This window comes from Microcoleus sp. S36a_B3 (assembly GCF_036700745.1).
Taxonomy (GTDB): domain Bacteria; phylum Cyanobacteriota; class Cyanobacteriia; order Cyanobacteriales; family Microcoleaceae; genus Microcoleus.
On the sequence record NZ_JAUBPN010000001.1, the window covers coordinates 1 to 26,606 of the forward strand.

20 protein-coding genes are annotated in these 26,606 nt (G+C 46.0%); 10 read left to right on the forward strand and 10 right to left on the reverse strand.

Features of this window, described 5'->3' with window-relative positions; all coding sequences use genetic code 11:
• Window positions 1-251 precede the first annotated feature (251 nt).
• A complete protein-coding gene (locus tag QUA01_RS00005; RefSeq protein ID WP_333088429.1) occupies window positions 252-3,578 on the reverse strand; it encodes a DEAD/DEAH box helicase in 3,327 nt (1,108 codons plus the stop codon).
• A 440-nt stretch (window positions 3,579-4,018) separates the two neighbouring features.
• On the opposite strand from QUA01_RS00005, the gene QUA01_RS00010 reads away from it, so the two are divergent.
• Entirely contained in the window at window positions 4,019-6,172 is a 2,154-nt protein-coding gene (locus QUA01_RS00010; RefSeq protein ID WP_333088431.1) for a polyribonucleotide nucleotidyltransferase, read from the forward strand.
• A 38-nt stretch (window positions 6,173-6,210) separates the two neighbouring features.
• Here QUA01_RS00010 and QUA01_RS00015 read toward each other — a convergent pair whose 3' ends face one another.
• Together QUA01_RS00015 and QUA01_RS00020 are read right to left on the reverse strand one after the other, a co-directional pair.
• Window positions 6,211-6,375 (reverse strand): hypothetical protein, encoded by a 165-nt coding sequence (locus tag QUA01_RS00015; protein WP_333088432.1) that lies wholly within the window; start codon window positions 6,373-6,375, stop codon window positions 6,211-6,213.
• A gap of 134 nt (window positions 6,376-6,509) precedes the next feature.
• Window positions 6,510-6,962: a RidA family protein gene (locus QUA01_RS00020; protein ID WP_333088433.1), complete on the reverse strand. Its 453-nt coding sequence runs from the start codon at window positions 6,960-6,962 to the stop codon at window positions 6,510-6,512.
• Window positions 6,963-7,040: 78 nt separating this feature from the next.
• On the opposite strand from QUA01_RS00020, the gene QUA01_RS27270 reads away from it, so the two are divergent.
• Genes QUA01_RS27270 through QUA01_RS00035 form a run of 4 tightly spaced genes read left to right on the forward strand, consistent with a single transcriptional unit; the run spans window position 7,041 to window position 10,425 of the window.
• On the forward strand, window positions 7,041-7,220 hold the full coding sequence (locus QUA01_RS27270; protein WP_442921517.1) for a DUF2887 domain-containing protein: 180 nt from the start codon (window positions 7,041-7,043) through the stop codon (window positions 7,218-7,220).
• An 18-nt stretch (window positions 7,221-7,238) separates the two neighbouring features.
• On the forward strand, window positions 7,239-8,300 hold the full coding sequence (locus QUA01_RS00025; RefSeq protein WP_333088434.1) for a restriction endonuclease: 1,062 nt from the start codon (window positions 7,239-7,241) through the stop codon (window positions 8,298-8,300).
• A gap of 23 nt (window positions 8,301-8,323) precedes the next feature.
• On the forward strand, window positions 8,324-9,889 hold the full coding sequence (locus tag QUA01_RS00030) for a hypothetical protein (protein WP_333088436.1): 1,566 nt from the start codon (window positions 8,324-8,326) through the stop codon (window positions 9,887-9,889).
• Window positions 9,886-10,425: a hypothetical protein gene (locus tag QUA01_RS00035; protein WP_333088437.1), complete on the forward strand. Its 540-nt coding sequence runs from the start codon at window positions 9,886-9,888 to the stop codon at window positions 10,423-10,425. Before QUA01_RS00030 ends, QUA01_RS00035 begins: the two co-directional genes overlap by 4 nt.
• A 403-nt stretch (window positions 10,426-10,828) precedes the next feature.
• Here QUA01_RS00035 and QUA01_RS00040 read toward each other — a convergent pair whose 3' ends face one another.
• From QUA01_RS00040 to QUA01_RS00055, 4 genes are all read right to left on the reverse strand, one after another.
• On the reverse strand, window positions 10,829-10,969 hold the full coding sequence (locus QUA01_RS00040) for a hypothetical protein (RefSeq protein ID WP_333088438.1): 141 nt from the start codon (window positions 10,967-10,969) through the stop codon (window positions 10,829-10,831).
• 187 nt (window positions 10,970-11,156) lie between these two features.
• Window positions 11,157-11,651: a peptide-methionine (R)-S-oxide reductase MsrB gene (gene msrB / locus QUA01_RS00045; RefSeq protein WP_333088439.1), complete on the reverse strand. Its 495-nt coding sequence runs from the start codon at window positions 11,649-11,651 to the stop codon at window positions 11,157-11,159.
• Between the two features lie 79 nt (window positions 11,652-11,730).
• Window positions 11,731-12,447, reverse strand: coding sequence for a molybdopterin-dependent oxidoreductase (locus tag QUA01_RS00050; RefSeq protein ID WP_333088442.1), 717 nt, complete (start codon window positions 12,445-12,447; stop codon window positions 11,731-11,733).
• A gap of 10 nt (window positions 12,448-12,457) precedes the next feature.
• Window positions 12,458-13,066: a cytochrome b/b6 domain-containing protein gene (locus QUA01_RS00055; RefSeq protein ID WP_333088443.1), complete on the reverse strand. Its 609-nt coding sequence runs from the start codon at window positions 13,064-13,066 to the stop codon at window positions 12,458-12,460.
• A 252-nt stretch (window positions 13,067-13,318) separates the two neighbouring features.
• On the opposite strand from QUA01_RS00055, the gene QUA01_RS00060 reads away from it, so the two are divergent.
• Window positions 13,319-13,951 carry a thioredoxin family protein gene (locus QUA01_RS00060; protein ID WP_333088444.1) on the forward strand — a complete coding sequence of 211 codons (633 nt, stop codon included), beginning with the start codon at window positions 13,319-13,321 and terminating at the stop codon, window positions 13,949-13,951.
• A 4-nt stretch (window positions 13,952-13,955) separates the two neighbouring features.
• On the forward strand, window positions 13,956-14,648 hold the full coding sequence (locus QUA01_RS00065) for a cytochrome c biogenesis CcdA family protein (protein WP_333088445.1): 693 nt from the start codon (window positions 13,956-13,958) through the stop codon (window positions 14,646-14,648).
• Between the two features lie 133 nt (window positions 14,649-14,781).
• Here the strand turns inward: QUA01_RS00065 and QUA01_RS00070 are convergent, their stop codons facing one another.
• On the reverse strand, window positions 14,782-15,012 hold the full coding sequence (locus QUA01_RS00070; protein ID WP_333088447.1) for a hypothetical protein: 231 nt from the start codon (window positions 15,010-15,012) through the stop codon (window positions 14,782-14,784).
• A gap of 274 nt (window positions 15,013-15,286) precedes the next feature.
• Between QUA01_RS00070 and QUA01_RS00075 the strand changes: the two genes are divergently transcribed.
• From QUA01_RS00075 to QUA01_RS00085, 3 genes are all read left to right on the forward strand, one after another.
• Complete coding sequence (locus QUA01_RS00075) at window positions 15,287-15,877, forward strand: sigma-70 family RNA polymerase sigma factor (protein WP_333088448.1); 591 nt, start codon at window positions 15,287-15,289, stop codon at window positions 15,875-15,877.
• A gap of 8 nt (window positions 15,878-15,885) precedes the next feature.
• Window positions 15,886-16,665 (forward strand): anti-sigma factor, encoded by a 780-nt coding sequence (locus tag QUA01_RS00080; protein ID WP_333088449.1) that lies wholly within the window; start codon window positions 15,886-15,888, stop codon window positions 16,663-16,665.
• A gap of 130 nt (window positions 16,666-16,795) precedes the next feature.
• Window positions 16,796-16,933: a hypothetical protein gene (locus QUA01_RS00085; RefSeq protein ID WP_333088450.1), complete on the forward strand. Its 138-nt coding sequence runs from the start codon at window positions 16,796-16,798 to the stop codon at window positions 16,931-16,933.
• 94 nt (window positions 16,934-17,027) lie between these two features.
• On the opposite strand, the gene QUA01_RS00090 is transcribed toward QUA01_RS00085, so the two are convergent.
• Together QUA01_RS00090 and QUA01_RS00095 are read right to left on the reverse strand one after the other, a co-directional pair.
• Window positions 17,028-22,370, reverse strand: a complete 5,343-nt coding sequence (locus QUA01_RS00090) for a hybrid sensor histidine kinase/response regulator (protein ID WP_333088452.1) — start codon at window positions 22,368-22,370, stop codon at window positions 17,028-17,030.
• 1,025 nt (window positions 22,371-23,395) lie between these two features.
• Window positions 23,396-26,488, reverse strand: coding sequence for a methyl-accepting chemotaxis protein (locus tag QUA01_RS00095; RefSeq protein ID WP_333088453.1), 3,093 nt, complete (start codon window positions 26,486-26,488; stop codon window positions 23,396-23,398).
• Window positions 26,489-26,606: the final 118 nt, after the last annotated feature.

Sequence of the window (26,606 nt, forward strand, 5' to 3'; positions counted from 1 at the left end):
GAAGAAGGAAGAAGGAAGAAGGAAGAAGGAAGAAGGAAGAAGGAAGAAGGAAGAAGGAAGAAGGAAGAAGGAAGAAGGAAGGAGGAAGGAGGAAGAAGGAAGGAGGAAGGAGGAAGGAGGAAGAAGGAAGAAGGAAGGAGGAAGGAGGAAGGAGGAAGAAAGCTTTAGTTATTTAGGAGAGTCAGAGTGCGTAATTCCTCGGATTGTTTAGGACTGAAGTTCTCACGACAAGCCGAAGAAAATTAATCACATTATTCTTCTTCGGTTTCTATAATAGCATCGCGATCGAGAATTAGTAAATTGCGAAGTTGGTCTGTGTCGAGTTCGGTGAGCCAGTTTTCGCCAGCGCTGACTACTTGCTCGGCGAGAGCTTTTTTACTTTCGATCATATCGTGAATTTTCTCCTCTAGCGTACCCGTGCAGACAAATTTGTGGACTTGCACATTGCGAGTTTGACCGATGCGAAATACGCGGTCAGTTGCCTGATTTTCTACTGCGGGATTCCACCACCTGTCATAGTGGAAAACGTGGGTAGCCCTGGTTAAATTCAAACCGGTGCCGCCAGCTTTTAAGGATAATATCATAATCGGCGGGCCTTGCGGATCGTGTTGGAAGCGATCGATCATTTCTTCCCGCTGCTGTTGCTTAATTCCGCCGTACAAAAACAAAACTTCTCGCCCTAAATGCTTTTCTAGATGCGGTTTTAGGAGTTTTCCCCATTCAGCAAATTGAGTAAAAATCAAAGCCCGATCGCCCTCAGCGACAACCTCTTCCAACATTTCCACCAACCGCTGCAATTTCCCCGATTCTTGGCTGTTAACGCTCAATTCCTTCGGCTTAGCTGCTGCGTTCACAAGAGCCGGATGGTTGCAAAGTTGCTTGAGTTTTACCAGCAAAGCCAGAATCATGCCCCGGCGCTGAATACCTTCGGCTGACTCTAAATTAGCGATCGACTCTTCGACTACTTTCTGATATAATGCGGCCTGTCCAGCAGCCAGACTGCAAAATACAGTCATTTCCTGTTTTTCCGGCAAATCTTGGATGATTTCCTTGTCGGTTTTCAGGCGGCGGAGGATAAAAGGCCGCACGAGCGATCGCAAAGTATGCAATGATTCTCTATCGCCATATTTCTCGATCGGAATAGCAAATCGGCGCTGAAAGAAATTGCGCGGCCCCAAATAGCCGGGATTCAGAAACTCCAAAATTGACCACAATTCTTGCAGTCTATTTTCCACCGGAGTTCCCGTCAGCGCAATTCTAAAATCTGCCTCGATTTGCCGCACCGCCTGCGACTGCTTAGCCTCGGAATTCTTAATATTTTGGGCTTCATCTAAAACCAATCCTTGCCATTTAGTGCTTTGAATTTCCTTAGCATCGCGAAACACCAGGGCGTAACTGGTAATTATTAAATGCTTTCCCTTAATTTCAGCCGCAAATGCTTTGCCTTTAGCACGTTTGTCTCCGTGGTGTAGCAATACTTTCAGCGTCGGCCCAAATTTCTTGACTTCCCGCTCCCAATTGCCCAATACCGATGTCGGACAAACCAATAATGTGGGCGCTTCTAGAGAATTTTGTTCTTGCAAGTGCAGGAGGAAAGCAATTAGCTCGATCGACTTTCCCAAACCCATATCGTCCGCGAGACAAGCACCTAAACCCCAGCGTTCTAAAAATGCTAACCAGCCAACTCCCAATGCTTGATAAGGCCGCAATTCTCCCCGGAAACTAGCCGGAGTCGCGATCGCACTTACGGCCTGATTATCGCTTAAAGTATTCAACAATTCCTGAAGTTGACCCGTAGCTTCAAAATTCACCACCGGCAACTTTTCAATAGTCTGAGAATCGCCCGAAGCCAAACGCAAAGCATCCTCCAAAGAAAGAGTCATTTGCTCCTTGCGACTAGCAAAAAAAGTTTTAGCAGCCTTCACATCGGTGGCGCGCAACTCCACCCACTCGCCGTTAATTTCCACCAAAGGCGAATTCAGCGCTACCAGCCGATCGAATTCTGCCTTAGAAATGCGCTGTCCCCCGATCGTCAATTCCCACTTAAAACTTAGCAGACTTTGCAAACCCAGCCCGCCCTTCGCCGGATTTGCTTTCGGAGTTTCCGCCTGAATACTCAAACCCAAACGACTCGCCCAACCATCAGCCTTTGTCAAACTAGGCGGCAAAAGAACGCCCAACCCGCTATCTGCAAACCGCCAAGCCACAGACTTAATAAACTCATAAGCTTGCAGCGGATTTAATTGACAAGATTGAGGTCGTTGTGCTTGCAAACTCGGTTCAATTAACGGATAAAGTTTCGATGCTAAACCCAAACCTCCCAGCAAAGTTTCTTGTGGCAATTCAATTGTCCGCCCCGCATAGGCCAAACGTTCAACAGAATTGTTCCAAACAGTTGTAGCATCTACCAAAAAATCCGTTTCATCTACTGCTTGCAAACAATAATTTAAACTCCAATTAACTTTACCCGGAGACGGCGGAATAAGTTGAAAACAAGTGCGAAACTGACTTTGTTCAGACAGTTGGTTTTGCAGCGGCGAAGTCCAAGCAACAAGCTTGTTTGCCAACTTTTCTAAAGCGGCTGATTCTGCTTGCACGACTCCAGATTCTTGTTGCAAAGCTTGCAGCCATTCGCGGGTTGGAGAAAGTGTTTTGATGTCTAAATTTGAGCCAGCAGCCGTTAGCGCAGCCCTCGAAGACGATCGCACTTCACCATCTACAATACTACTCAAAAACCCCAAAACCAACTCCTGCGCCCCCACAGGCAAATCCACCGCAACATCCCGTACCTTACTTTCTGGCGAACCTTCTTTTATTACATCCGTTACATCCGCTACAAAATCCGCTGCCGAACCTTCTTCCTTCTGATAAGTTCGACAAGCCGTCGGCATTTGCTTAGAAAAAGTAGCGAGACGGAGAATATCTGTCGAACTGTCTAACAAAGGTTGCCATTTAGCAATAGCCGAACCATCAGATTGCCTCTCCAATGCTGGCAAGAATTTGCACCTAGCCAACAAATCCAAACTCCACCTAGAAAGATGCGACCAAAAACGCAAATCCGAGCCGACAAAAGAATCTGCTTCTGTGCTGTTTAGCGGCAGCGATTGCAAAAAAACAAAAGTGGCTTGAGGGTTGAGCAAATAACCCTCAACTTGCCAGGGATAAAGATAAATTTCATCGATTTGGGCTGGTTCCTCTAATGCTGCGGCTGAGTGCTGCGGCATAATAGTTGCGTTGGATTCCGAGATTTTGGTCGGCAGCGCGATCGCCCGAACTTGCCTCTGAATCGATAAATTTTCCCTGGGAAGGGCTGCCGCCGTCGTTTTGGACGAACTCCGAGTTTTCTTAGTTTTCTGCTTGATTTCTGCGGTTTCGGGTAATTGCCAGTTGAGTTTCCCCGACTGCTGCAAAGAATTTAGAAAAGTATTCAACTCCGCCTCAGTCATTGCCAAAGGATTATGCGGAATCATCTCAGATTCAACAATATCGATCGCCCCAATCTTCCGCCAAGTTTCTCCCCAAATAAATAAGCCGCTTTTTTCGTTATTTGGTAGCCAACTGCCGTGTAAAATAGCCATTTTTAAATCCTAATATTTTTATTTAATTCCGAGACTTGCTGCCTCAGTTTTGTCTGAATTGTGAATAAGAGAACTGTGGCAATACAAAAATACGAAATATCAGAAATATAGTGGTTCTCAAGCGCGGTGAGGTATGCCCTGTTTGGCCAATGCCCTGTTTGGCCCATGCCCTATGCCGGATGGTTGACCCGATCGCTCCCAAGTCCCAATCGAAAACTCATCCTACCATCTAGAGCAGGCGTTTGGGGGGGGCGATCGACCGGGCGAACCGACCCCAGAATCTCCAAAATTGAGAGTATAAATGCTTACACATCCAGCGCCATGACTCGATCGACCGCACCAAATAATCTCTCTCTTTTGGCATTGGACTCTCAAACATCCTGTGGTAGTGTTACGATCCCGACAGAGAAAGAATGTGGTAGATAAGGAAGCAGTCCTACATGGTAGAGATAGACAAGTCAATATCCTTCGATGGAAGGGATATTAGACTGAAGATTGGTTTACTGGCGCCTCAAGCAGGCGGTGCAGTGTTGATTCAGTCCGGTGACACGGCGGTTTTAGTCACGGCGACTCGATCGCAGGGGAGAGAAGGAATTGATTTCCTGCCCCTGTTGGTGGATTACGAAGAGAGACTGTACGCAGGCGGTAAAATTCCCGGTGGATTTTTGCGCCGGGAAGGGCGTCCCCCAGAAAAAGTGACTTTGACTGGGCGTTTGATCGATCGCCCGCTGCGCCCGCTATTCCCAAGCTGGCTGCGAGATGACATCCAAGTCGTAGCCACAACCCTGTCGATGGACGAACAAGTACCGCCGGACGTTTTGGCGGTAACGGGCGCTTCAGTAGCGATCCTGCTGGCGAAAATGCCGTTTTACGGGCCGATGGCTGCGGTGCGAGTCGGTTTGGTAGGGGACGATTTCATCATCAACCCAACCTACAGCGAAATCAAAGAAGGCGAGTTGGATCTCGTGGTAGCCGGTTCTCCAGACGGAGTAATCATGGTGGAAGCCAGCGCCAACCAATTGCCGGAACAGGATATCATCGAGGCGATCGACTTCGGCTACGAAGCAGCCTGCGACTTGATTCAAGCCCAGCGCGAAATTATGGCAGAATTGGGCATCGATTTGGTGGTAGAGGAAAGACCATCGCCAGATATGGCCTTGGAAAACTTTATTCGCGATCGCGCCCAAGAACCAATCCGCATCATTTTGTCAAGATTTGAAAAAGACAAAACAGTACGGAATGCGGCTTTAGATGAAGTGAAAGCCAATGAAGTCGAAGCTGCGATCGCCGAACTCGCCGAAGACGATCCGATCAAAGTAGCTGCAGGTGCCAACAGCAAGACAATTGGCAACGTTTTCAAAGACGTTACCAAAAAAATGATGCGGAAGCAAATCATCGAAGATGGCGTTCGTGTAGACGGCCGCAAGCTAGACGAGGTGCGTTCCGTTTCTTGTCGCGTAGGGGTGCTGCCGTCGCGAGTACACGGCTGTGCGTTGTTCAATCGCGGGTTAACCCAAGTCTTGTCCACAGCTACCCTGGGAACCCCCGGCGACGCCCAAGACTTAGGAGACGACTTGCACCCACAGCAAGACAAACGCTACTTGCATCACTACAATTTCCCGCCGTTTTCCGTCGGAGAAACTAAGCCGATGCGATCGCCCGGACGCCGAGAAATCGGTCACGGAGCCCTCGCAGAACGCGCCCTAGTCCCCGTTTTGCCATCAAAAGAAGATTTCCCCTACGTAATTCGCGTAGTCTCCGAAATCCTTTCTTCCGACGGTTCAACATCAATGGGTTCAGTGTGCGGATCGACACTAGCATTAATGGATGCAGGCGTTCCCCTTTCCCAACCCGTCAGCGGCGCGGCAATGGGATTAATCAAAGAAGGCGATGAAGTCCGAATTTTGACAGACATTCAAGCAATTGAAGACTTCTTAGGCGACATGGACTTCAAAGTAGCCGGTACCGACACCGGAATTACTGCTTTGCAAATGGACATGAAAATCAAAGGTTTGCCCTTAGATGTCATAGCCACCGCCATCCGCCAAGCAAAACCCGCCAGACTGCACATTTTAGAAAGAATGCTAGCAACCATCGACGCTCCCCGCAAGGAAATGTCGCCGTTTGCACCGCGTTTGTTAACCCTGAAAATCGATCCAGAATTTATCGGTTTGGTAATTGGGCCAGGTGGCAAAACAATCAAAGCCATCACCGAAGAAACCGGTGTCAAGATTGACATCGAAGACGACGGAACCGTGACAATTGCCGGTAACGACAGCGAGAAAGCTCAGCGGGCTTACAATATTGTCCAAGGCATGACGCGGAAGTTGAATGCTGGAGACGTGTATGTCGGCCGCGTAACTCGAATTATTCCGATCGGCGCTTTTGTCGAAATTCTGCCAGGAAAAGAAGGAATGATTCACATTTCCCAGTTAGCGGATTACCGTGTTGGGAAAGTGGAAGACGAGTTAGCTGTGAATGATGAAGTGATTGTCAAAGTGCGAGAAATTGACAATAAAGGTCGAATTAATTTGACCCGTTTGAACATTCATCCTGATGAAGCGGTAGCCGCCCGCGAAGCGCTGAATAAGTAGTTTATGGTTGGTAATTGGTAATTGCTCAAAAGTAATTGCTAATTGCTAATTTCTGGGCGGTAATTAGTAATTGCTAGGAGGTAATTGCTAATTGCTTGGTTAAGATTCAATCCGGTTGTTGCGGGTTGATTTGGGTGTGGAGTGCGCGACAGCGACAGATCGACTTTGTGCGATCGGCTGTGGGAGTTAAGACAGTCGCGCACTTTACCCTTCGATTTCTAGGATATTGGTGCTAAGATTTTGACAGATATTGACGAATGGCGATCGCTTTTACTCTTAGTCCGCGGAGGCGGACATCGTTTGTGTAGACGCGGTTTCAACCGCCGATTCCCTGAGTTTAAATAACAGCAATACAATCAATCTCCACCAAAACATCTTTCGGTAAGCGAGCAACTTCCACACAAGCGCGCGCCGGTGCAGTTTCCGCATCAAAATATTTCGCATAAACCGCATTCACGGCGGCAAAATCATTCATATCCTTGAGAAAAACCGTAGTTTTTACCACATCCAACCAAGTAGCGCCGGCTTCTGTGAGAATCGCTTCGAGATTTGCCATAACTTGTTCGGTTTGCTTTGCCACGTCGTCGGTGTAGACGATATCGTTGAGTCGAATGTCGATCGCAATTTGACCAGCTACAAACAGCATAGTGCCCGTAGCGGCGATCGCTTGATTGTAAGGGCCCACGGGTGCGGGTGCTTTGTCAGTACGAATAATTTTGCGCGTCATATAAGTCACTTTTTGGGCTGATTTGTCGGAGATTTCTGGCTGGTGGATTTCTCCATCGGGCATTATAGCACCTGTTAAGTCTGTATTTCGATTATTCGATTAATATATAGAGTGGTGTCTATAGATTCGCATCTAAAACTCATGAAAACAGACACAATTTTCTACAGCCTGTTTCAGGAATTTCCCACCTTCTTCTTTGAATTGATCGATCGCCAGCTAAAAACTTTACAAAAATTTACTACTCAGGTAGCAAATAGAAAGGAATTTGGGGGGAATATTCAGTATAATCATAATCATAATCATAATCATAACTCCCTGTAGCATTAAAGGTTAATAGTGGTGAAGACTCCCATTCAGAAAATTTTTTTTGGCAGCCCTGGAACTGGAAAAAGCTACAGAATTGACAATGAAATAATTCCTAAACTTTTAGGAATTGACAAAGAAAGTGACCCGGAAAATGTCATAAAAACAGTTTTTCATCCTGAGTATACCTATGGTGATTTTATGGGAAAACTGATGCCACTAACTACAACTGATGGAAAAGTAGAGTACAAATTTTATGAAGGTCATTTTTTAAAAGCACTTGCACAAGCTTATAAAAATATACTTTCTAAAAAAGAAGATGAAGTGCTGAAAAATGTTGCTCTGGTTATCGACGAAATAAATAGAGGTAATTCCTCAGCAATTTTCGGTACAGTTTTTCAACTCTTGGATCGACATGAAGATGGCTGGTCAGATTATGGCATTAATGTTTCTGATTTAGAACTAAGAACAATAGTGAAATTAATAGGATTTCAGGAAGGTGGAAAATCTGATGATGGTAGCCCCTTGTATAAATACGGAAAGGTAAAAAGTGGTAAACTTCTTGAAGAATATTTTGAGATTCTATCTAAGATTAATATTAAAGTTGAAAAAAGTAAAGTAATTGGTAGTTCTATTCGGATTCCCCCCAATTTATCCATACTTGCTACTATGAATACATCTGACAACTCGATTTATTTTATGGATAGTGCCTTTAAACGGCGTTGGAATTGGGAGTTTGTCAATTGGGATGATAGTATCCCTCCATGTGGAACATACGGAAAAGCGAAACAAGGAGCTTTTGACGAGAAAGAATGGCTAGTTTTTATTAAAAAAATTAATAATTTTATCAAAAGCCATCATGCTTCCATTCGTGGAATTGAAGATAAGCAGATTGGTAAATATTTCATTAAAGAACGGCCTATCACGGCAGAGCAAATTCAAAACAAGCTAATGTTTTTCTTGTGGGATAGTGTCTTTACCCGGGATAAAAAACCCTTGTTAGAGCTTTTAGGTAAACAAAGAGATGAACTTGTCACTTTTGGTGACTTCACCAAGTTACATAATATGTTTGTTGAAAAAATTATGAATATTAAGTAATTAAATCAAAGTTAAATTAACCAATGATTAACTTTTCAGAAATTAAGCTGGTCAAAGACCCTAATGAGAATTTTGTAGGAATTCGTAAATCACAATCAGGAGATACTTACGAATTCTGGCTACCGAATGGATTTAATGACTTTCCTGAAGGAGATTTCGATAAGGTGCGAGATTTATTCTTTAAAATGTATCGTACCTTTCGCAAATTTGAAAATGATAATAAAAATCGAGTTAATTATAACAGACTTCATTATCAAACAGATCAAGATCAGACGACTGTTTCTTCTGGTGGAATTTCTCTGCAAACAGAGGAAGGAGAACCTTGTCAGCTATATAGCAAACTCAAAATGATTGAGTGTGTACTCGAAACTTACGATGACTTGGCTATTAACTCAATTCAAAGAAAAATCAAACGGACTGAAGATATTGATTATTCCCAAATTTATAAATACTTAGATAGGGCTATCTATCTAGAGAATGATGTAATTTATGTGGAAACAATGGATTTACCCCGTCCAGTCTTGCTTTATGAAAATACAGATATTGTTAATCTTTATTGTTATATTCTTGATGAAATTATTCAACAATTAAAAGAAGATATACCCGATAATATTAAAGCTCGTACTCAAGATATTCGTTTTCTCGCTCAACGTTTTAAAGATGATTATTTAAGTAGTGAACAATCAATTTTTGATCAAGATACTTTTTTAGAAACCACAAGTATTCTAAAAGAAGCACTAGATACTATAGATAAAAATACTTACTACAAGGATACTGATTATTGGGGTCTTTATGAAGCTATTGAGATATTTTTATATGGTGAACTTAATCCAGGGCTTGATGATGGCGATTACTGGGGAATCAAAGGATTTTCGTTGATTTGGGAAGATATGTGTAATACATATTTTTTCAGAAAGCATAAAGCTGAAATTTGCTATGCAGATACAGATATACCTTTGAAGGATCATGATAATCCTCTTCCTCAAAGAAGGGAAGAAAAAAATAGAGTTGGTAACTGCGCAATCAAAGTCTCAAATGGCTCTATTTTCTGGCAGCAATGGATTTATTCTACTGAATCAGATAAAGCTGAAGATGACATTCAAGAACTGAAATGGCATCAGTTACTTGTTATTGAATTTAACTTAAATCCTAGACATCTAGTTTTAACAAATGGAGCCGTAGCACATCCAGATTATCAAGAGGATTATGGTTATGATACAGAAAATTCAATCAGTTTAAGGCGTAAATTTTTACGTCCTGATTTGGTTTTAACCAACAGGGATTTTAACCTAAGAATAATTGATTATAAAGATGTTCCACTTGAGTTCTATCTTAATCCTTCTAATCTATCTCCTAAAGAACAGAACAAGTATAAACATGATATTATTAAGCAGCTTACTTATGAATTAGCACTTCAACAAACACATACAGTTTCAGAAAATTTATTTTTTCTCCCGTACTACTACGAATCACCACCTATTAATGATTTAGGCGAGGTTGACCCATCACTAGATATAAAAGGAATTCGTGTCTTTAAAGCTAACTTCTTTTTAATCCAAAGTGAATATCTTAAGGAGAACTTATTATGAATCGAGACATAAAAAATGTTGATGTTTATAACGAAAATTTAAACTTTGAAAGTGATTACCTGCCGTTGATAGCATTTAAAAGTGAAAAGCAAAAAAATGCTGTTGAGCAATATATCTTGAATAAAGTTACTTTTTTCTTTAAACGCATAATTAAAATTGAATTTGATGTCAAAAAATCTCAGATAAACTATTCCAATACAATTACAGAAAAAGACTTTACTGAAAAGCCTATTAGCTATTTTTATGAAAATATTTTTGTTGACTTAGGTAAACGCGATCACGCTGGCAAATTAGATGTGTCTCCTAAATGGGGAATTACCTTCGATCAAAAATGCGCGCCTATTGAAGTAAGCCATTTACCCCATAATTATACGGTTTCTCCAACATCTCACCCTCAATTCAAACCATTCGATGATGATTACCATAACAATAAAAAAACTCACTATAGATATGGAACAATCGATATTAACGGAAAACCCATTTTTTATTATATTTATTTCACCTTGCAGGAAATAATAGATGTTATTAAACCGTAAGGTTATTATGGATTTTTGACCCATTTTTGTTCTTCCCTTGCCACTGCATCCTTATATTGATATAATTCACAGATTCAACCTCGATCGAGAATAACTACTTCAGAACCCGTGTTTGAAAAACATTCGATCGCAGTCACTAAAACAAACTGAAAAAATTCAAAGTCAGACGTAGCTTATTGGCGGAGTCAGCCTTATGCTGTGTGACTTGCTGCTTTAGAAACCATTCGTCGAGAATTTCATCACTGGAAATACCATGCTGAACCAGGATTTCAAAGAGTTTATACAATTATTGAACGAGCCTGAGTTTTGCTATTTTAACATGAGTTCGACAACCCGATCGCCCTCAACTACAAAAGCGATCTAACATTGCAATTTCAGCCGTAGAACTAAATTTTGAAAACCCTCAATTCGACTGAATCTGAGCATTCAAAACCTTAGAAATTCGATCGCGCGTTTCCTCTAAATGCGTCCGCGTATAAGCATCCGCTTGCCGATCCAAATTCCGAATGCTCTTGCTCAAACCCCTCCCGTACTCGATCGCCATGAAACTCTTATTATATGATCGGCAATCAAAAACAGTCCGAAGTGTTGTCTTCAGCGTTCATTCATAACCTCGATCGCCCTTACGTCCCAAAAATCACTATACCATCCGCGCGAATCCGCCTGCACTAGCGGTTTTGCGGATGGATAATTATCGGATTCCATACCACAGAATGACCCGTGAAAGAACGTCAGCCAGCAATAAATTTCATAGCAACACCATTCATGCAGTAGCGTTTCCCAGTAGGTGCAGGGCCATCATCAAATACGTGACCCAAATGCCCGCCGCAGCGACGGCAATGCACCTCAATTCTAGTCCCAAACAGCGAATTATCTACCGATGTGGCGATCGCCCCTTTGATCGGTTCATAAAAACTTGGCCAACCAGTACCGCTATCAAATTTGGTTTGCGATGAAAAAAGTGGCAAACTGCACGCAGCACACGCATAAATTCCCTTGCCGTATTGCTTGTCGAGAATGCTAGTGTGAGAGCGTTCAGTGCCGTGTTTTCGCAACACCTCAAACTGTGCCGGTGTCAAAATCTTGCGCCACTCTTCCTCAGTTTTAGTAACTTCAAAAACACCCTTAGAAGCAGCCATAACATCTGACTTTCCCGGCAAACAGGACGATAACCATGCCATGCTTGCTGTGGCTAGACCCGCTTTCAAAAATAATCGTTTTTTCATTGTACATCATCCACTTGTTAATTAATACCAATTCGGAAAACTAAGGAGACTGCCTAATTCAGGCTTCTCAAACATATTATTATAGCCCTCCAAACCACTCGTAACCTTGATCCTCCCAGTAACCCTTTTCAGGCAGCAATTCAGAAACTAATGTAATTCGAGTCACCCACTTACTCTGTTTGTAACCTAGCTTAATTGGAGATGCGAGGCGTAAAGGCGCACCATTCTCAACACTCAGAGGATTACCATTCTTCTGATAAACCATCAAAGTCTGCGGGTGCAACGCCGAAGGCATATCCCAACTCTCATAGTAGCCATCAGCAGACTTAAAATAAACATAGCGAGCATTTGTCTTTGGTTGAGCAAGGGCCACCAAATCCCGCAACCGTACCCCGCCCCACTGCACAATAGCAGCCCAACCCTCCACACAAACATGGCGAATTGTCATTACACTCAAAGGCATAATCTGAAGTTGTTCTAGACTGAGGTTGAGGGGACGATTTACCTCACCATCAATTATCAGACGGAAAGCTTTTGGGTCAATGTTTGGAGTAGAATCAAAGGTATTGATAATTAAGGCATTCGGCTCGATCGCACTAGCAGGAAATTCCGGTACTGGTTTTTGAGGATTCAACAACAAAGCTTCAACACTTTGGTTGAGAGGTTCAAAAGTCTTACCCACCACCTCATCAAATGGAATCAACCCACAACCACCTAAAACCAAACCGATACTAGAAAGTCCAGATAATTGGAGAAATTGGCGGCGCTGCCACAAACGAGGAGAGTCTGGAAACATAAGGAAACCTCTACTTAAAAATTGACTGAACCAAGCGCCAACCCCCTACCTTGAGGCCCAGCAAAGAGTGAATTAGTGCAAAGATGATGACGGTAGGAACCGATATAAAGTGAACTACTCTCAGCGCCTGCCAACTGCCGAATAAATCAACAATCCAGTGGAATTGAGCAGGTTTATACATTCCCATTCCGCTAAATAAAGCTAGTAGCAAAACCGGAATAATTGCTGTGTAAGCTAGGCGGTGCCATGAATAATTTTTGCGCTTCTGGTTCTGAGAATTCTGCAAAGCTTTCAGGTCATTATAGCCGAGAAAACGATGCTGCCAGCGGCGGGTGAACAAAATATAGAGACCGTACCAAAATAGATTGAGTGCGAATAACCACATGGCCGCGAAATGCCAATGCCTGCCACCAGCCAGCCAACCGCCTAGCAAAAATATGGGTGGGAACTGCCATCCTCCCCGCCCACCAAAAACCGGATTCGAGTTGTAAATTTGCAATCCACTGCCAATCATCATAACTAGACTAATGATATTTAACCAGTGAAATAACTTCGCCAAAGTAGTCTGACTCGGTAAAGGTTTAGACCGAGATTTTTTAGAAGGAGCAGATGAATCCATAGTGCGTAAGGGTGACAAGAACAGGATTTATGCAAAACCTCTATATGTAGGGCGATGCACACCGCACCTGATCGTTATAAATAGCACGTAAAACTACTTTTTGCATAAGTCCAGAAGAGACTGGGTTTTTAGTAGTCTCTAACTTAATACGATGCTAAGTCTATTTTGGATTTAAAATTTTTCCTGTTTGCATAAAACATCCAATTTCCGGTCATCTCCGTATATAAAGTAAATAAGGAAGGAAATTACTTTATGAACAATCGCTGGCTGGGGCGACGCCAATTACTTTGGTATTTAGGGCTGGGAGTTGGTGGGACTGCTCTGGGTTGTGGGCTTAAGAAAGATATTATCCGAACTGGTATCGTAACTTCTAGCTCTGACAATATCCCCATACCCGATCCTGCTAAAATTCCTAATTTTCCCACAGCCGAGAACGTTGCTGCCTCACCAACTGGAAAGTCTTTACCAGAGTTTCAAGGCATCAGCCAGTGGCTAAATTCTGCGCCGCTGAAAATAGCTGACCTTAAAGGCAAAGTGGTGTTGGTGCAATTTTGGACATTTGCCTGCATTAACTGTCAGCGCACTCTGCCCTACATCGTCCGCTGGAACCAGCAATATGCCGATCGCGGATTGAAGATTGTAGGCATACACACCCCAGAATTTCCCTTTGAGCGAGATGCCAACAACGTCAAAAAAGCTTTGAAAGAACACCAAATTACCTATCCAGTGCCTCTGGATAACGAATTTAAAACTTGGGCGGCTTACCAGAATGAATATTGGCCTCATTTATTTTTAGCCGATCGCCAAGGCATTCAGCGCTACGACCATATTGGGGAAGGAGCTTATGAGGAAACCGAACAGACAATTCGCAAGTTATTAGGTTAGTCAGATGGCAATTTCACTCACTTCGGCTGGTGTGGCTTTACTAGCAGGATTTTTAACAATTCTCTCGCCCTGCGTCTTACCAATCCTACCCATATTATTAGGACGCAGCCTGCAATCTCATCGCTATGGGCCCATTGCTTTGGTATCAGGATTGATCGCTGGTTTTGCGGCAATTGGGAGCTTGTTGGGAGTGACATCAGGGTGGTTTGTCAGCTTTGCTACTATCCTCCGAACTGGAGCACTTGCCTTTCTTTTGATTGCTGGGATAAGTGCCATTTTTCCGCAGAGTTATCAACTCCTGTTTAAATATTTACACTTTGAAAATTGGCCCAAAGCACCCGCACGAGTAGGATTGGTTGGCGAATTTTGGCTGGGAACCCAACTCGGCTTGCTTTGGACACCTTGTGCGGGGCCTGTTCTTGGCAGTATTCTGGTCATAGCTGTTGTCAATCCTCAGCCTGTAACTGCGTTTGTTTTACTGATTTTGTACGGTTTGGGCGCTGGGTTGCCGCTACTGGCGATCGCCTATGGAGGACGCTATTTCAGCCAGCACTTATTACGTTTGCGCCCCCACAGTGAAGCTTTACAAAGAATCGGCGGCGTAATTGTTGTGGGAAGTGCGATCGCGATTCTTTTGGGTTGGGATGTCAAGATACAGCTTTGGTTAGCTCCGTTTTTTCCAACTCTGCCACTGTGAAGTGCGATCGGAATAAACTATTAATTATTGTTGAGATACAGTCCGCCATTCATCTCGCCGCCAACTTGGGTAGAGTTATGGCGAGAGATGAATGGCAGTTGAAGGTAAAAGTCGGTGATGTCTTTGGTGGAGGCTATTTTTTCATAGCATCGGGACTCTTCATAGCATCGGGACTCTTCATGGCATCGGGACTCTTCATAGCATCGGGACTCTTCATAGCATCAGGACTCTTCATGGCATCGGGACTCTTCATAGCATCAGGACTCTTCATAGCATCAGGGGAAGCGCTAGGAGTAGAAGAGCAGGCATACAGACTAGCCGTTAGAGTCAGACCAACAATCAAATAAAGCACTTTCCGGTTCATATTTTTCTTCCAAATCTGATGAATTTTGATTTGAGCAGTCAGCAGGTAATAGCTAGCCGTGGTTCCTCTTATAGTACGGATTACTCCTGTGATTGGATTGTCAATATCCTAAATTTGTTGTGAGGGAGGTCAAGATACTCAGCTTGTATACATCCAATCAGCTCTGGTGGTCGTATTTAAGAAGATGATGCCCGATTATTTTTAGAGACGCGCTTGCTGCAATAACCAGAGTCAACTTAAAATTATCGGTTTAGGTCTGTTCTACAAAACACCTATGGATTTGAACTCTGCCGAAACAAGCGCGGACAACCCTGACAAACAGACTGACGCTGAGTTATTTCAGTTGATGAGTGTTGGTCAACCCTCTGCTTTGGGCATTCTCTATAACCGCTATGGCAGCTTAGTCTACAGATTGGCGCTGAGAATTCTCAGCAATCCTCAAGAGGCAGAAGACTTAACCCAAGAGATATTTCTAACTCTCTGGAATAGGGGCGCATACAATCCGAATCGCGGCTCTATGAGCAGCTTTTTGACAACTATGACTCGCTCGCGGGCAATTGATAAACTTCGTTCTCGCAGCACTAACTTAAAATTTCTCCAGCGATGGAGTCAGATGATGGCTACTGAAATTCCCCCTCTCACCCCTTTCGAGTCAGCTTCTTTAAGTGACCGCTCCCACTGTGTTCGCGATGCCTTAACTCAACTTCCAGAACAACAGCGACAGGTGTTAGAAATGGCTTACTATGAGGGTCTGAGTCAATCAGAAATTGCAGCTAAACTTAGTATACCGCTGGGAACAATTAAAACTTGGTCTCGGCAAGGTTTATTGAACTTAAGAAAAAACTTAAAAAATTTAATTGGCTAGTTGCACCTATGACAGAGCCTTTATTTCCCGATCGCTCAGAAGAATTGATGGCAGGTTATGTACTTGGCAACCTCAGCTCCTCAGAAGCTGAGGAATTAAGGCGAGTGATGAAAGAAAATCCTGAACTAGCTACAGAGGTAGCTAGCCTGCAGGAAGTCCTGGAAGTTATGCCCTACGCCCTACCTGATATCGCACCGCCACCACACCTTTATTCCGCCATTTTGGAATCTGCCTCGGCGGCTAGCATTGCAGTACCAAATCCTCATGTTTCTGGATCTCCTAACTCATTACCCCAGAAAAAACTGAAGCACTCACCTCTACAATGGAGTCGCGTTCTTGGTAGCATAGCGGCATTATTGGCGTTGGCCGTTGGTGTGGAAAACTACCGACTCAGGCAAGAAATCACAACGCTTGAAGCTCAGGTAATGCGACAAAAAGATGTGATTGCAATGCTGCAACAGCCTAATACTCGTCTAGTTTCCCTCAAAGGCATGGCTGACGCATCTGCCGCTTCTGGAAGTATTGTAATCACACCGGGTGAACCCAAAGCTGTTTTAATCTTAAGGAACCTTCCGGTTTTACCAAAGGGTCAGTTTTATCAGTTATGGTCAGTTAATAATAATAATAAAATAGCTTGGGAGCAATTTAATACTAATGAAGCAGGAACAGTTTTTGTCAAACTTTCTCTGCCGGCTAATGCGGAAGTAACACCATTAGTTGTTACGGTTGAAGCATCGCCCTTACTTAAAAATCCTGCGGGGCCTATGGTAATGACGGGAACTTTATAAACTAATAAGCTTGATATTAAAGAAATCTAGCCATAACTAATGTCTAAGCTGTTGTGCATCTAATTTGACAGTCGATTTTTCTACAATTATTGTGGAACGGGCAGGATGCCAGTCTCTAGATTCAATTTAAATGCGTAGCAGCTCTATTTACAGCAGTTTCAAATTCTCTGCCCAAAACTGTGATAACTTCGAGGATTTCTACAAAACTGGCACATTGATCGTCGTAGCATTGTGCAGTGCGATCGAGATCGCGGGCGATCGACAATAAAATTGGTTTGATTGCTGGTAATTGACCGGATGTAATATAAGTCCTGTGAGAGTTTAGCCCCCACAGGACTCATATATTTTCAAACATCAACCGCCTAAGCCATAGCCGGAGCACCAACAACCTCACCCTTCAACATCCGAGAAGCAGCATCAAGCAACTGTTCCTCCAAATAAGGCTTGGTGAAATAGCCCTTCGCGCCCAAACCGTAAGCCATTTGGCGGTGTCTGTCAGCACCGCGAGAAGTTAACATCGCGATCGGCAATTCGCACAAAACCGTATCCTTCTGCATCCGAGAAAGCAGCTCCAAACCGTCCATGCGCGGCATCTCAATATCGCAAAACACGATATCGCAAGGCAGGCCAGACTTCATCTTTTCCCAAGCCTCCTTACCGTCGCGAGCCTCCTCAACCCGGTAGCCGGCTTTCTCAAAAGTAATCGACAAGAGCGATCGCACCGTAATCGAATCATCCACAATCAGCACAGTAGGCTCAGTCTTCTCAACCTCCGCCTCCGCAGCCGCCCGATCGCTCTCATCCCAAAGCGTACCGCCAGCTTCCTTCTGCAGCCTGCCGGTAGCCAAATCGATCAGCTCCAGAACATCGGCAATTGCCACAATCCGACCATCACCAAGTACCGTAGCACCCGCAATCCCGATCGGCTTCGGCACAGGCCCCTCCAACTGCTTGATCACAATTTCCTGTTCAGTTGAAACCTGATCCACCTGCACCGCCAAGAAATTGCCACCCGACCGCAGCACGATCACCGAAATCATGTCATCGTCAGTATTAAACCCGTAAACACTGCCCCGGCCCAAATGGCGGTTGTAAGCTAGCAAATCCCGCAGCGGCCGGAACGGCAAAATCGAACCCCGCCACTCAATGCAGGGTAAACCATCCGCCCCCGTCGTCACCTGATCCCGAGGCACATCGATCATGTCCTCCACCCCATCCATCGGAAAAGCAATCCGAGCCCGATCGCTAATGCAAGTCAGAGCCTTAGAAATACTCAACACCAGAGGTAAACGGATGGTGAATACAGTTCCCTTGCCGATCGTCGAATCGATCGCCACAACCCCTCGAATCTCCTGCAAAGAAGTCCGCACCACATCCATCCCAACCCCGCGGCCGGCATACTCCGTCGCCTGTTCCTGAGTGCTAAAACCAGGCATAAACAGCAAATCGTACACCTCCGAGCGCGACATTCTCTGAGCCTGAGCAGCCGTCAACAAACCCTGCTTAATCGCCTTAGCCTTCACCTTTTGCGGGTCAATTCCCGCCCCATCATCAGAAACCGAAATCACCGTTTGATTTCCTTGGTGAAAAGCCCGAATCGTAATCCTGCCCATCCCCGGTTTCCCCGCCGCCAAACGCACCTCCGGCGGCTCAATCCCGTGAGTAATCGCATTGTTCACCAAATGAGTCATCGGGTCATAAAGCTGATCTACAATCATCTTGTCGATCAAAATATCCTTACCCTCAACCTGCAACTGAGCTTGCTTACCGCACTTAATCGCAATTTCCCGCACCGCCCGGAACAACCTGTCCGTCGTCTCAGCAAACGGCTTCATCCGGGCCCGAGTCAAACCTTCTTGCAACTGAGTCGTGACTTGTCGCAATTGGCGAGTCACCTGATCCGCCTCATCCACCAAAAACTCAATATCCGCCGCCGACTCCCGCACCCGCACGATCAGCTCAATAATCTCCTGAGCCAAACTGTGGAAAGGAGTAAACCTGTCCATTTCCTCCGGTTTCCAGGCACCTTCCCGGTGGTTAGTAACCTCCTCCGAGCGCCAAGGCGACGAGGAAGCTCGGTGTCCCTGACGGTTTGCTAGCAAAGCAATCTCCAAAAGACTCCGCTCGTAGAAATCCTGAGTCCGCTGGCTCACATCGCTCAGCAGCGTCACCTGGTGCAGCAAATTGTCCAAAAACTGCCGCATCCGTTCTTGATCCTGCTCCAAACTGTTGCGGTTGACCACCAGTTCCCCCATCAAATTGCTGAGGTTGTCCAGTTGCTTCACCGGCACCCGCATCGTGTGGTCGCCGAACCCACCAGCCCGAGCAGTACGTCTGGGTCTGTTAATCGCCGACGGCACAATATTGCCTTCCCCTTGGCGGCCGCCCCCGTCCTTGGAATCTTGCAGCAATTTTTCCAAATCGCCAAACTCGTCATCGCTGGCTTGATGGGAATTGGACGCAGCAACACTTCCAGAACTTGCCAAGGAATCGGGAATTTCTGCAAGTGTTGCACTCTCGCTGAGCAATTCCTCAAGATCTGAGAAAACCTCCGTGTTGACCGGACTCAAATTTTTTCCCCCAGATGCTGAAGCCGCAGCCGTAGCACCCCCTGCAATCAACAGCGCTTCTAAATCATCAAAATTGTCTTCATCGTCCTCACCGTCGTCGGATTCATTGCCGCCAAAAAAGTCCGCCAGCGAGCCCTCTTCCAAATCCGAGGCATCCACAAGATCCGATTCGTCCTCAGCATCCCACAACCCAGATGTCAGTTCCGAAGTCACCAAAGGCCCTGCATCGATCGAATCCAACAAATCATCAAAACCCTCCAACTCCTGAGTATTCAGAGTCGCCCCTGTTTCCAAAGCCGCCAGCAAATCATCATCGCCATCAAACATAGCCGAGACATAATCTGGCGACAGAGGCTCAAAATCCGTACCCCCAAAATCCCTTTCCAGAGCCTCAAACAAATCATCTCCACCGCCAGACTCTTCATCTGCGAAAGTTTCAGGTAGAGCAAACAAATCTGTATCCGTAGCATCCAACAAACTATCTGCTGGCCCGGCCGACAACTCCTGTAAATCTAAAGCAGCATCCTCATCTGCGACGGACAAACCAGCATCCGCCGGGCTCAAAAGCTGTTCGCCAAACATATCCTCCAACAAATCAAAAGTGCTATCCCCATCAGGCTCGAAACTTGAAACATTTTGAGGGAAATTATCCGACATCGCCTCAAAATCAACCTCTGCCAAATCGGCCAAATCCCGATCGTCCGGGGCCACAGCAGCGTCGAAAAACTCGATCGCCCCATTACTAGAGGAAGCTTCCCCATCCCCACTCAGCAATTCTGCATCTTCATCTAAACTCTGCAATTCTTCGCCAACCAACCCCGAAGCCTCCCCGTCATACTCAGTACCTGTAGGTACCGAACCAAAAAGATCTGCCAAATCCGCCGCCTCCTGGGAAGTAACCGTACCAGCAGAGCGATCGAGCCCATCATCATCGTCCCCAGAAATCAAGTCTTCCTCCATCGAACCAAACAGCGCATCCAAATCCGTATCGCCCATATCTAAGCTTGCCGGCTGCAAAGATTCATCATCCACACCGAAAACATCTTCCAGCCAATTTCCATCCTCAGAAACATCTAAATCAGAACTTGAAGTTAGATCCAGAACACTCTCAACGTTTTCATTTTGCGGTACGGCTGCATTGCTCATAAATCGATCGTCCTCACTGTCTCCACCTTCACCTTCAGAATCCAAATAACCAGAACTGATACTCAACAAATCTGTCAAATCGGAATCCGAAGCCCCCGAAGCCAGAACATCAAAATCATCCAGAGAAGAAACTAGACCAAACGTTTCAGCATTCCCCGAATCATCGTCACCGCCGACAGCAGACTCGATCGACCCAGCATCAAAAACCTCAGCATCAAAAGCATCCCTGTTCGATATCGCAACCAAGCCCGCCTCCTCCGAAACACCCAAATTACCAAACAAATCATCCAAATCAGTGTCCCCGGTAACATCCAGAGAAGATTGAGCAGCCACCTCATCCAAAAACGTACCCAAAGCATCCTCATCTGCCAGCGCCCCAGCTTTCTTGGCCCTCTGCTTCCGCTGACCCAAACCGCTTTCTCCACTTGCGGCAAACTGCTTGGAAGCCAGCCCCTGCCTCAAATCTGCATTTTCCTCACCCGCAGCGACTCCAGAACCGTCAGACTCGGCCGACATCAAATCTTCCCCAAACAAACTGTTAAGATCGTCCATCAGATTTTCGCTATCAACTTCCAAATCTTCCACAGTCTGTTCATCAAACAACAAATCAGTAAAATCGCCCGAATTGTCATCATCATCATCATCATCCGACCCCAGCAGTCCCTCTACTGCGATCCCATTCGAGTGCGCGTAATCCAAATCTTCTTCTTCTTCCCAAGCACCCTCAAGATCTGGAGACTCGCCATTAAACAAATCAGCCAAAGTATTGAGTTCCGCCACCCCCACTTCAGGGCCGCTGCGAGCAGAAATTCTCAAAGAATCAGTCTCTATATCTGACTCTAGGAACCCTTGAAAATCATCGAACTGCAGCGATCGACCCTCACTGACATCATTGCCTTCGGTAGTATCCAATTGATCGAACAACTCATCTATATTCAACCCAGAAACCGTCGGTAGTAATTGTTCGTCCGAACCAGAATCGCCTAACCCAGCCCGCTTCCAAGCGGCATCTTCAGCAGAGATCCAATTTCCGCCGGCACTACTCGGTTGAGCGAAGGCCAGCAAATCCTCAAAATCGGTTTCGGGAACCCGAGCCTCGGGCATCAGCGACAGAAGTTTTTCGCTAGGCGCGATCGACTCAGACAATCCCGAAAGCACCAACTCCTGCGCTTGTTTGATATCCTTAATCACAGTGGGAGCCAAAATCCGGTAAGTATTTTCTGGATTGGCGATCGCCTCAGACACCACAGCCATCAACTCGATCCAGCCGGGAAGCTCAAATTCCTCCCCCGCCATTCTCAAATTCCGACAAATATTCTTGAGCTGCCGCCTGCTTTCATTCCCCTCCGGCTGTTTGAACTCCTGCAGCATTTCCCGCATCCTCGCGGGCACATCCGAGTCAAACACCAAATGCAGCGCACTGTCTTCTGTTTCTGTCGAATCAAAGTCGTAAACCGCCCCCGAACCCGCCATACCCCTCTTTGAGCCAAACGCCCCCGCCCCCATCCCAGCCAGAACCGGTTGAGGTAACGACAGCGGACTGCTCTGATCTACATCCCGTCCCGAGTGTCCGACAAGTCCCCCCAAATGTCCGTTGAGTTCATCAAACACCGGCTCCAACTCTCGAACCATCTGTTCGCCCATCTCTTCCGTCAGCCCAAAAGGCCCCGAAAGTTGCTCCAACAACCCTTGCAACGTATCAAAAATTCGCAGGAACAGAGATTCTAGCTGTTGGTCTACCTTAACGCTGCACTCTTTTAAAACCTTAAAACTATCCTCTAATCGGTGAGATGTTTGCTGAATGCTCGTCAGCCCCAGCATTGCCGCACCTCCCTTAACAGAGTGAGCGGCCCTAAATACTTCGTTAACCAGTTCTGGGTCTTCGATCGTCGCCTGCAGATTCAGCAAACCTTGTTCGATCGTATTGAGATGGTCTTTTGCCTCCTCAATAAAATAGCCCATTATCCTCTGTTGTTGTTCTGGCAGCATAGTTTTATTCCTGATTTTAATCGTTATTGTATTGGGTCTATTTTAGCTAGCGGGCGCGTGAATCCCCACTTCATAATTTTCAATTTGGGGTGGGATGAAAGCCTGGTCGATCGAGGTTGGGATGTTGACCATTTTGCTTCGCAACCGGAAAATATCTGCACACTGCGTAAATATTCTGTTAGATTAATTGACACTCTCCGGCGTAAACGCACGGAGATTCTTTAATCTACGAGCCGACTTGCTGAGGCAGGATTTCTCCAGCGACAGTAGAGGTTAACTCTCAAGAGAGCGTTACTGGGAGCATCTCAGTTTTGCATTTATAGTGCGAGCGTCCCCGCTCGCGAGTACAAGACGCGAGCTCTTGATGTGCTCGCACTACAATAAAAAAAATGCTTTTTGCAAAACTGAGATGCTCCCTTGGGACACATACACCATACCGGCTAGCGGTTGGTGTGGGTACTTCACCCAAGATACAAATCATGCAGCCATTTTGCTGTATTTGAGTCCGAATACCAGGAATTATTTCTATGCCTCGCGGTAGTTTTTGAGGTTGAGGTGCAGATGTGCTTCTTACATCTTTAATCCTTCCTTTTTTAAACCTATTTTGAGATTTTTCTAATCGAGAAACTTTCCATAAATGATTAGAATTAATGCAGTTACGGACATCACCACTATGGCGAAAAAAGTATTCTGCTTTAATCGTCGGACGATCCAAGCTATTTGCTAATACTAAACGGTGTATTGTAAACGTTTCTCTTCACCCTCAATTTTATATCTTTTGTCGGTATAACTCCTGCTATTTTTTGAAAGAGTAGAGATAATACAGCCCATCGGCTGAATTTCACCAAATATGCCAGTAATCACCTCTACTATGTATCGTCCATTTGTACAACTCCTAGTTTATTTAGGTGCTGGATAGGTATCCCCGCAGCGCTTTTAATGCTGCGAGGTTACTTTTTGTCTTTCATTGTTTCTGCAGAAACCTGCTGATAAATTAGCAAGTAAAAAAAGCATCAAACAATCAATTATTGTCTTTCTGTCGTTTCTACTCGGAACCTTTCCACCGATGTCAAAAGGTCGCGAGCAACGCCTACCAAATTTTGCAAAGCACCGGAAACTCGCTGCGCTTCCTGGGATGTTTCCTGAGCGGTTAATTCCACGGCCTGCATCACACTGGCGACGGAGCGAGCTGTTTCATTCTGTTCTACAGTGTCCGCTGTAATCGATCGCACTAACACGTCAATTCGATTAGTCACTTGAATGATATCTTCAAGCGATCGCTTCGCCTGCTCGGCCAACTTTGTCCCCTCAATAACCTGCTGCGTCCCTTCTTCCATCGCCGTCATTACCGCGCCGGTTTCACTTTGAATTTGCATCACGATCTGCTCAATTTCTTTCAAAGACTTAGCCGATCGATCTGCCAACTGTCGCACCTCATCCGCCACGATCGCAAAACCCCTACCCGATTCCCCAGCTCTCGCCGCCTCAATACTAGCGTTGAGAGCCAACAAATTCGTCCGAGAGGCGATCGCCGCAATCAAACCCACAATCTTAGAAATTTCTTGAGAAGCTTCCGCCAACCGCTTGACTTTTCGCGTGGTTTCTGCAACCGTTTCTCGAATGTCCAAAATCCCGGCCACCGTCCGTTCTACAGCCTCGCCACCTTTGAGAGCCGTCGCCGCCGCGCCCCGGGCCACTTCTTCCGCCTCCCTAGCGCTCTCTGCAACCCGCTGAATCGCGTCGGTGAGGACTTGCACCGAATTGAGCGTCGCCGCCTGTTCTTCAGCCTGCCGCAGCGCGTCAGAAGACAAATCGCCCGCAAACTTGGCACTATCCGTAGCGCCCTTGCTGACCTCGCGAGCCGCCTGCTTCACTTGATGGACAATTTCGCGCAAATTTTGAATCGTCAAGTTAAACGAGTCAGCAACAGCGCCCAAAACGTCTGCCGTCACTTCCGCAGTCACAGTCAAATCGCCCCGCGCCGCTCCTTCCACGTCATCTAGCAAGCGAATCACCTGGCGCTGCAAATCTTCCTTTGCCTGTTCCTGCTCGTCAGACTTGCGCCTGGTATCGCTAATCGTGGTTTGGATCACCTTCGCCATGTGGTTGAATTTAGCAGCCATTCTGCCAAACTCATCCTCCGAATAAATCGTAGCGCGAGCGTCCAAAGTTCCTTGAGATACAGCATCGAACTGAGCTTGCAAATTGTCCGAGGATTTACGCACCTGCTTGGCGATCAACTGGCCGATGCCCCAAGAAGTTAAAAAGCTGGTAATACCTGCGGCTGCGGTCATTACCCAGCCTGTTTGTCGCAGGTATACGATCGCCTCCGGCTTGTCTTGCCGCAGAGCTTGATAGGAAGCAATGTTAGTAACGAAAGCCACAGCTACCAGAGAAACCAGTCCGGCCCCGATCGCCGTGTACAACTGTTTTGTAAACAAAGGAGCATTTTCCAAGAAAGCCAATCCCCCCTGTTCTACAGTCACCGAAGTATCCAGCGCTTCAGATTCTGTCGCAGCAAAACTCGACACCGACGCACCAACAGGACCAGAAATGGTAAACATCTCGTCGTCTCGAATTGCCGAGCCGTCGCTGTTGTCAAAGTCCAGGCTGCCCGTCGAGCCGATCATGCCGCTCGTCGAGTTGCCAAAATTGGTGTTACCTCGAGTCAGCATCGAACTGCTGGCATCTTCTGAGATGTCAAAGTCCGGCAAATTGCCCAAATCGTCAAACTCGTCAAATTCGTCTAAAAAGTCGCTGTTTTCTGGAGAATTCCCAGTTTTTGACGACCAGTCGCTGTTGGGAGCGTTGCCCGCCCCGAAAGCTGTCGCTTGCTCGCTGTCGTCGAAAGAAAAAGCATCGCTGAAAGCGTCGTCATCAAAAGCGTCTAACTCGAAGCTGTCGATCGAACCAAATGCCGGGGGTTCCGAGTCGCCGTAACCGTTGTTGTTAGAGGAAGAGCGATCGACCGAATTAAATTGTCCCTGGCTCGATCTTTGACTGTGAGAATTAGGGACAGCACCTCCCATCAGCAGCGTTTCGTCTTCCGCCAGCGAATAGTTTGACGAGTAGTCCGAGTTGTTAGTATTCGGCTGGTTTTGAGCTCCCGAAGACCCGAAACCCGAAGGTATCGGATCGGCAAAGGGGTCTGCCGCTGTCGCCGAAGGAGGTAGATTTTGACCGAGATCCGAGCCGCTTGTCGGCGGGGTTTGGTAGTCGTAGTCAGAGAAATCGTCGAGTTCGTCTGGCAAATCTAGCGCACCAAAAGGTTCGCTAAAATTGTCCGACGGCCCGGTGCGGGAGTCGATGTCGTTAGAGTCAAAAGAATTCTCGATTTCTGAAGAAGCGAAACCTTGACCGTTGAGTTGAGTCGGAGCTTCTGAAAACGCATCTCCTGAATAAGGTGCGCTTTTAGCAGACGCTTTGTCCCCAGACAAGTCACCAGCATCAAACGCTCCCTCATCCAAGGCAAAAGGGTCTTCAAAATCAGAATCGGCAAACCGATCCATGTCTAGCGGCTCCGACGCATCAGCATAAGCTGCCATCCCGCCGCTATCGCTACCAAAGGGGTGAGAATGCGAGGTTAAATCTTCTTGATTGTCCCTGCTCGTGGCATCTTGTGGTTCCCACTCCAAGCCGCTCATGCCCAAGTCGGCCAAGTCCAGGTTTTCTAGGTCGTCGTCTGCCAATTGACCGACATAGGGCTCCCCGGCGACAGAATTTCCACCAAAAAGTCCCAGATCCGGGTCTTCTAAGCCTTCATCAACAGATAAGTCTGGGTAGAATTCCAATTCTGTTTGAGCCGACAAAGCCTCTAAATTTTCCGTGTGCAGTTCTCCCGATAAAAATTGGTCTGTGTAGGTAATTCCGCTGTGAGCGTGTTCGACCAAACTGGGGTCGTCGCTGAGACCTAACACCACCGTGTACTGTTCCCGTGCTACCTCGTACTGTTGCAGTCCGTAGCAGTAGATGTGTCCGCACAGCAGGCGAGCGCTGGGGTCTTCGGGAAAATCTTCTACTAATTGATAAACTAGGGCCGCAGCTTCTGAATAGTTGCCCTCCATGTAGGCCGCTTCTGCCCGTTGGTAGTCCTGCTGAAAGTTGGTACTTGTTGCCATTTGCCGCCCTCTTTTGATTTTAGATTTTAGATTTTAGATTTTAGATTTTTATCTTGAATGTTTAGATGCGCGCCTCAAGTCCTGTGACTGTTAATGATTAGACCCCTATCGCCAATCG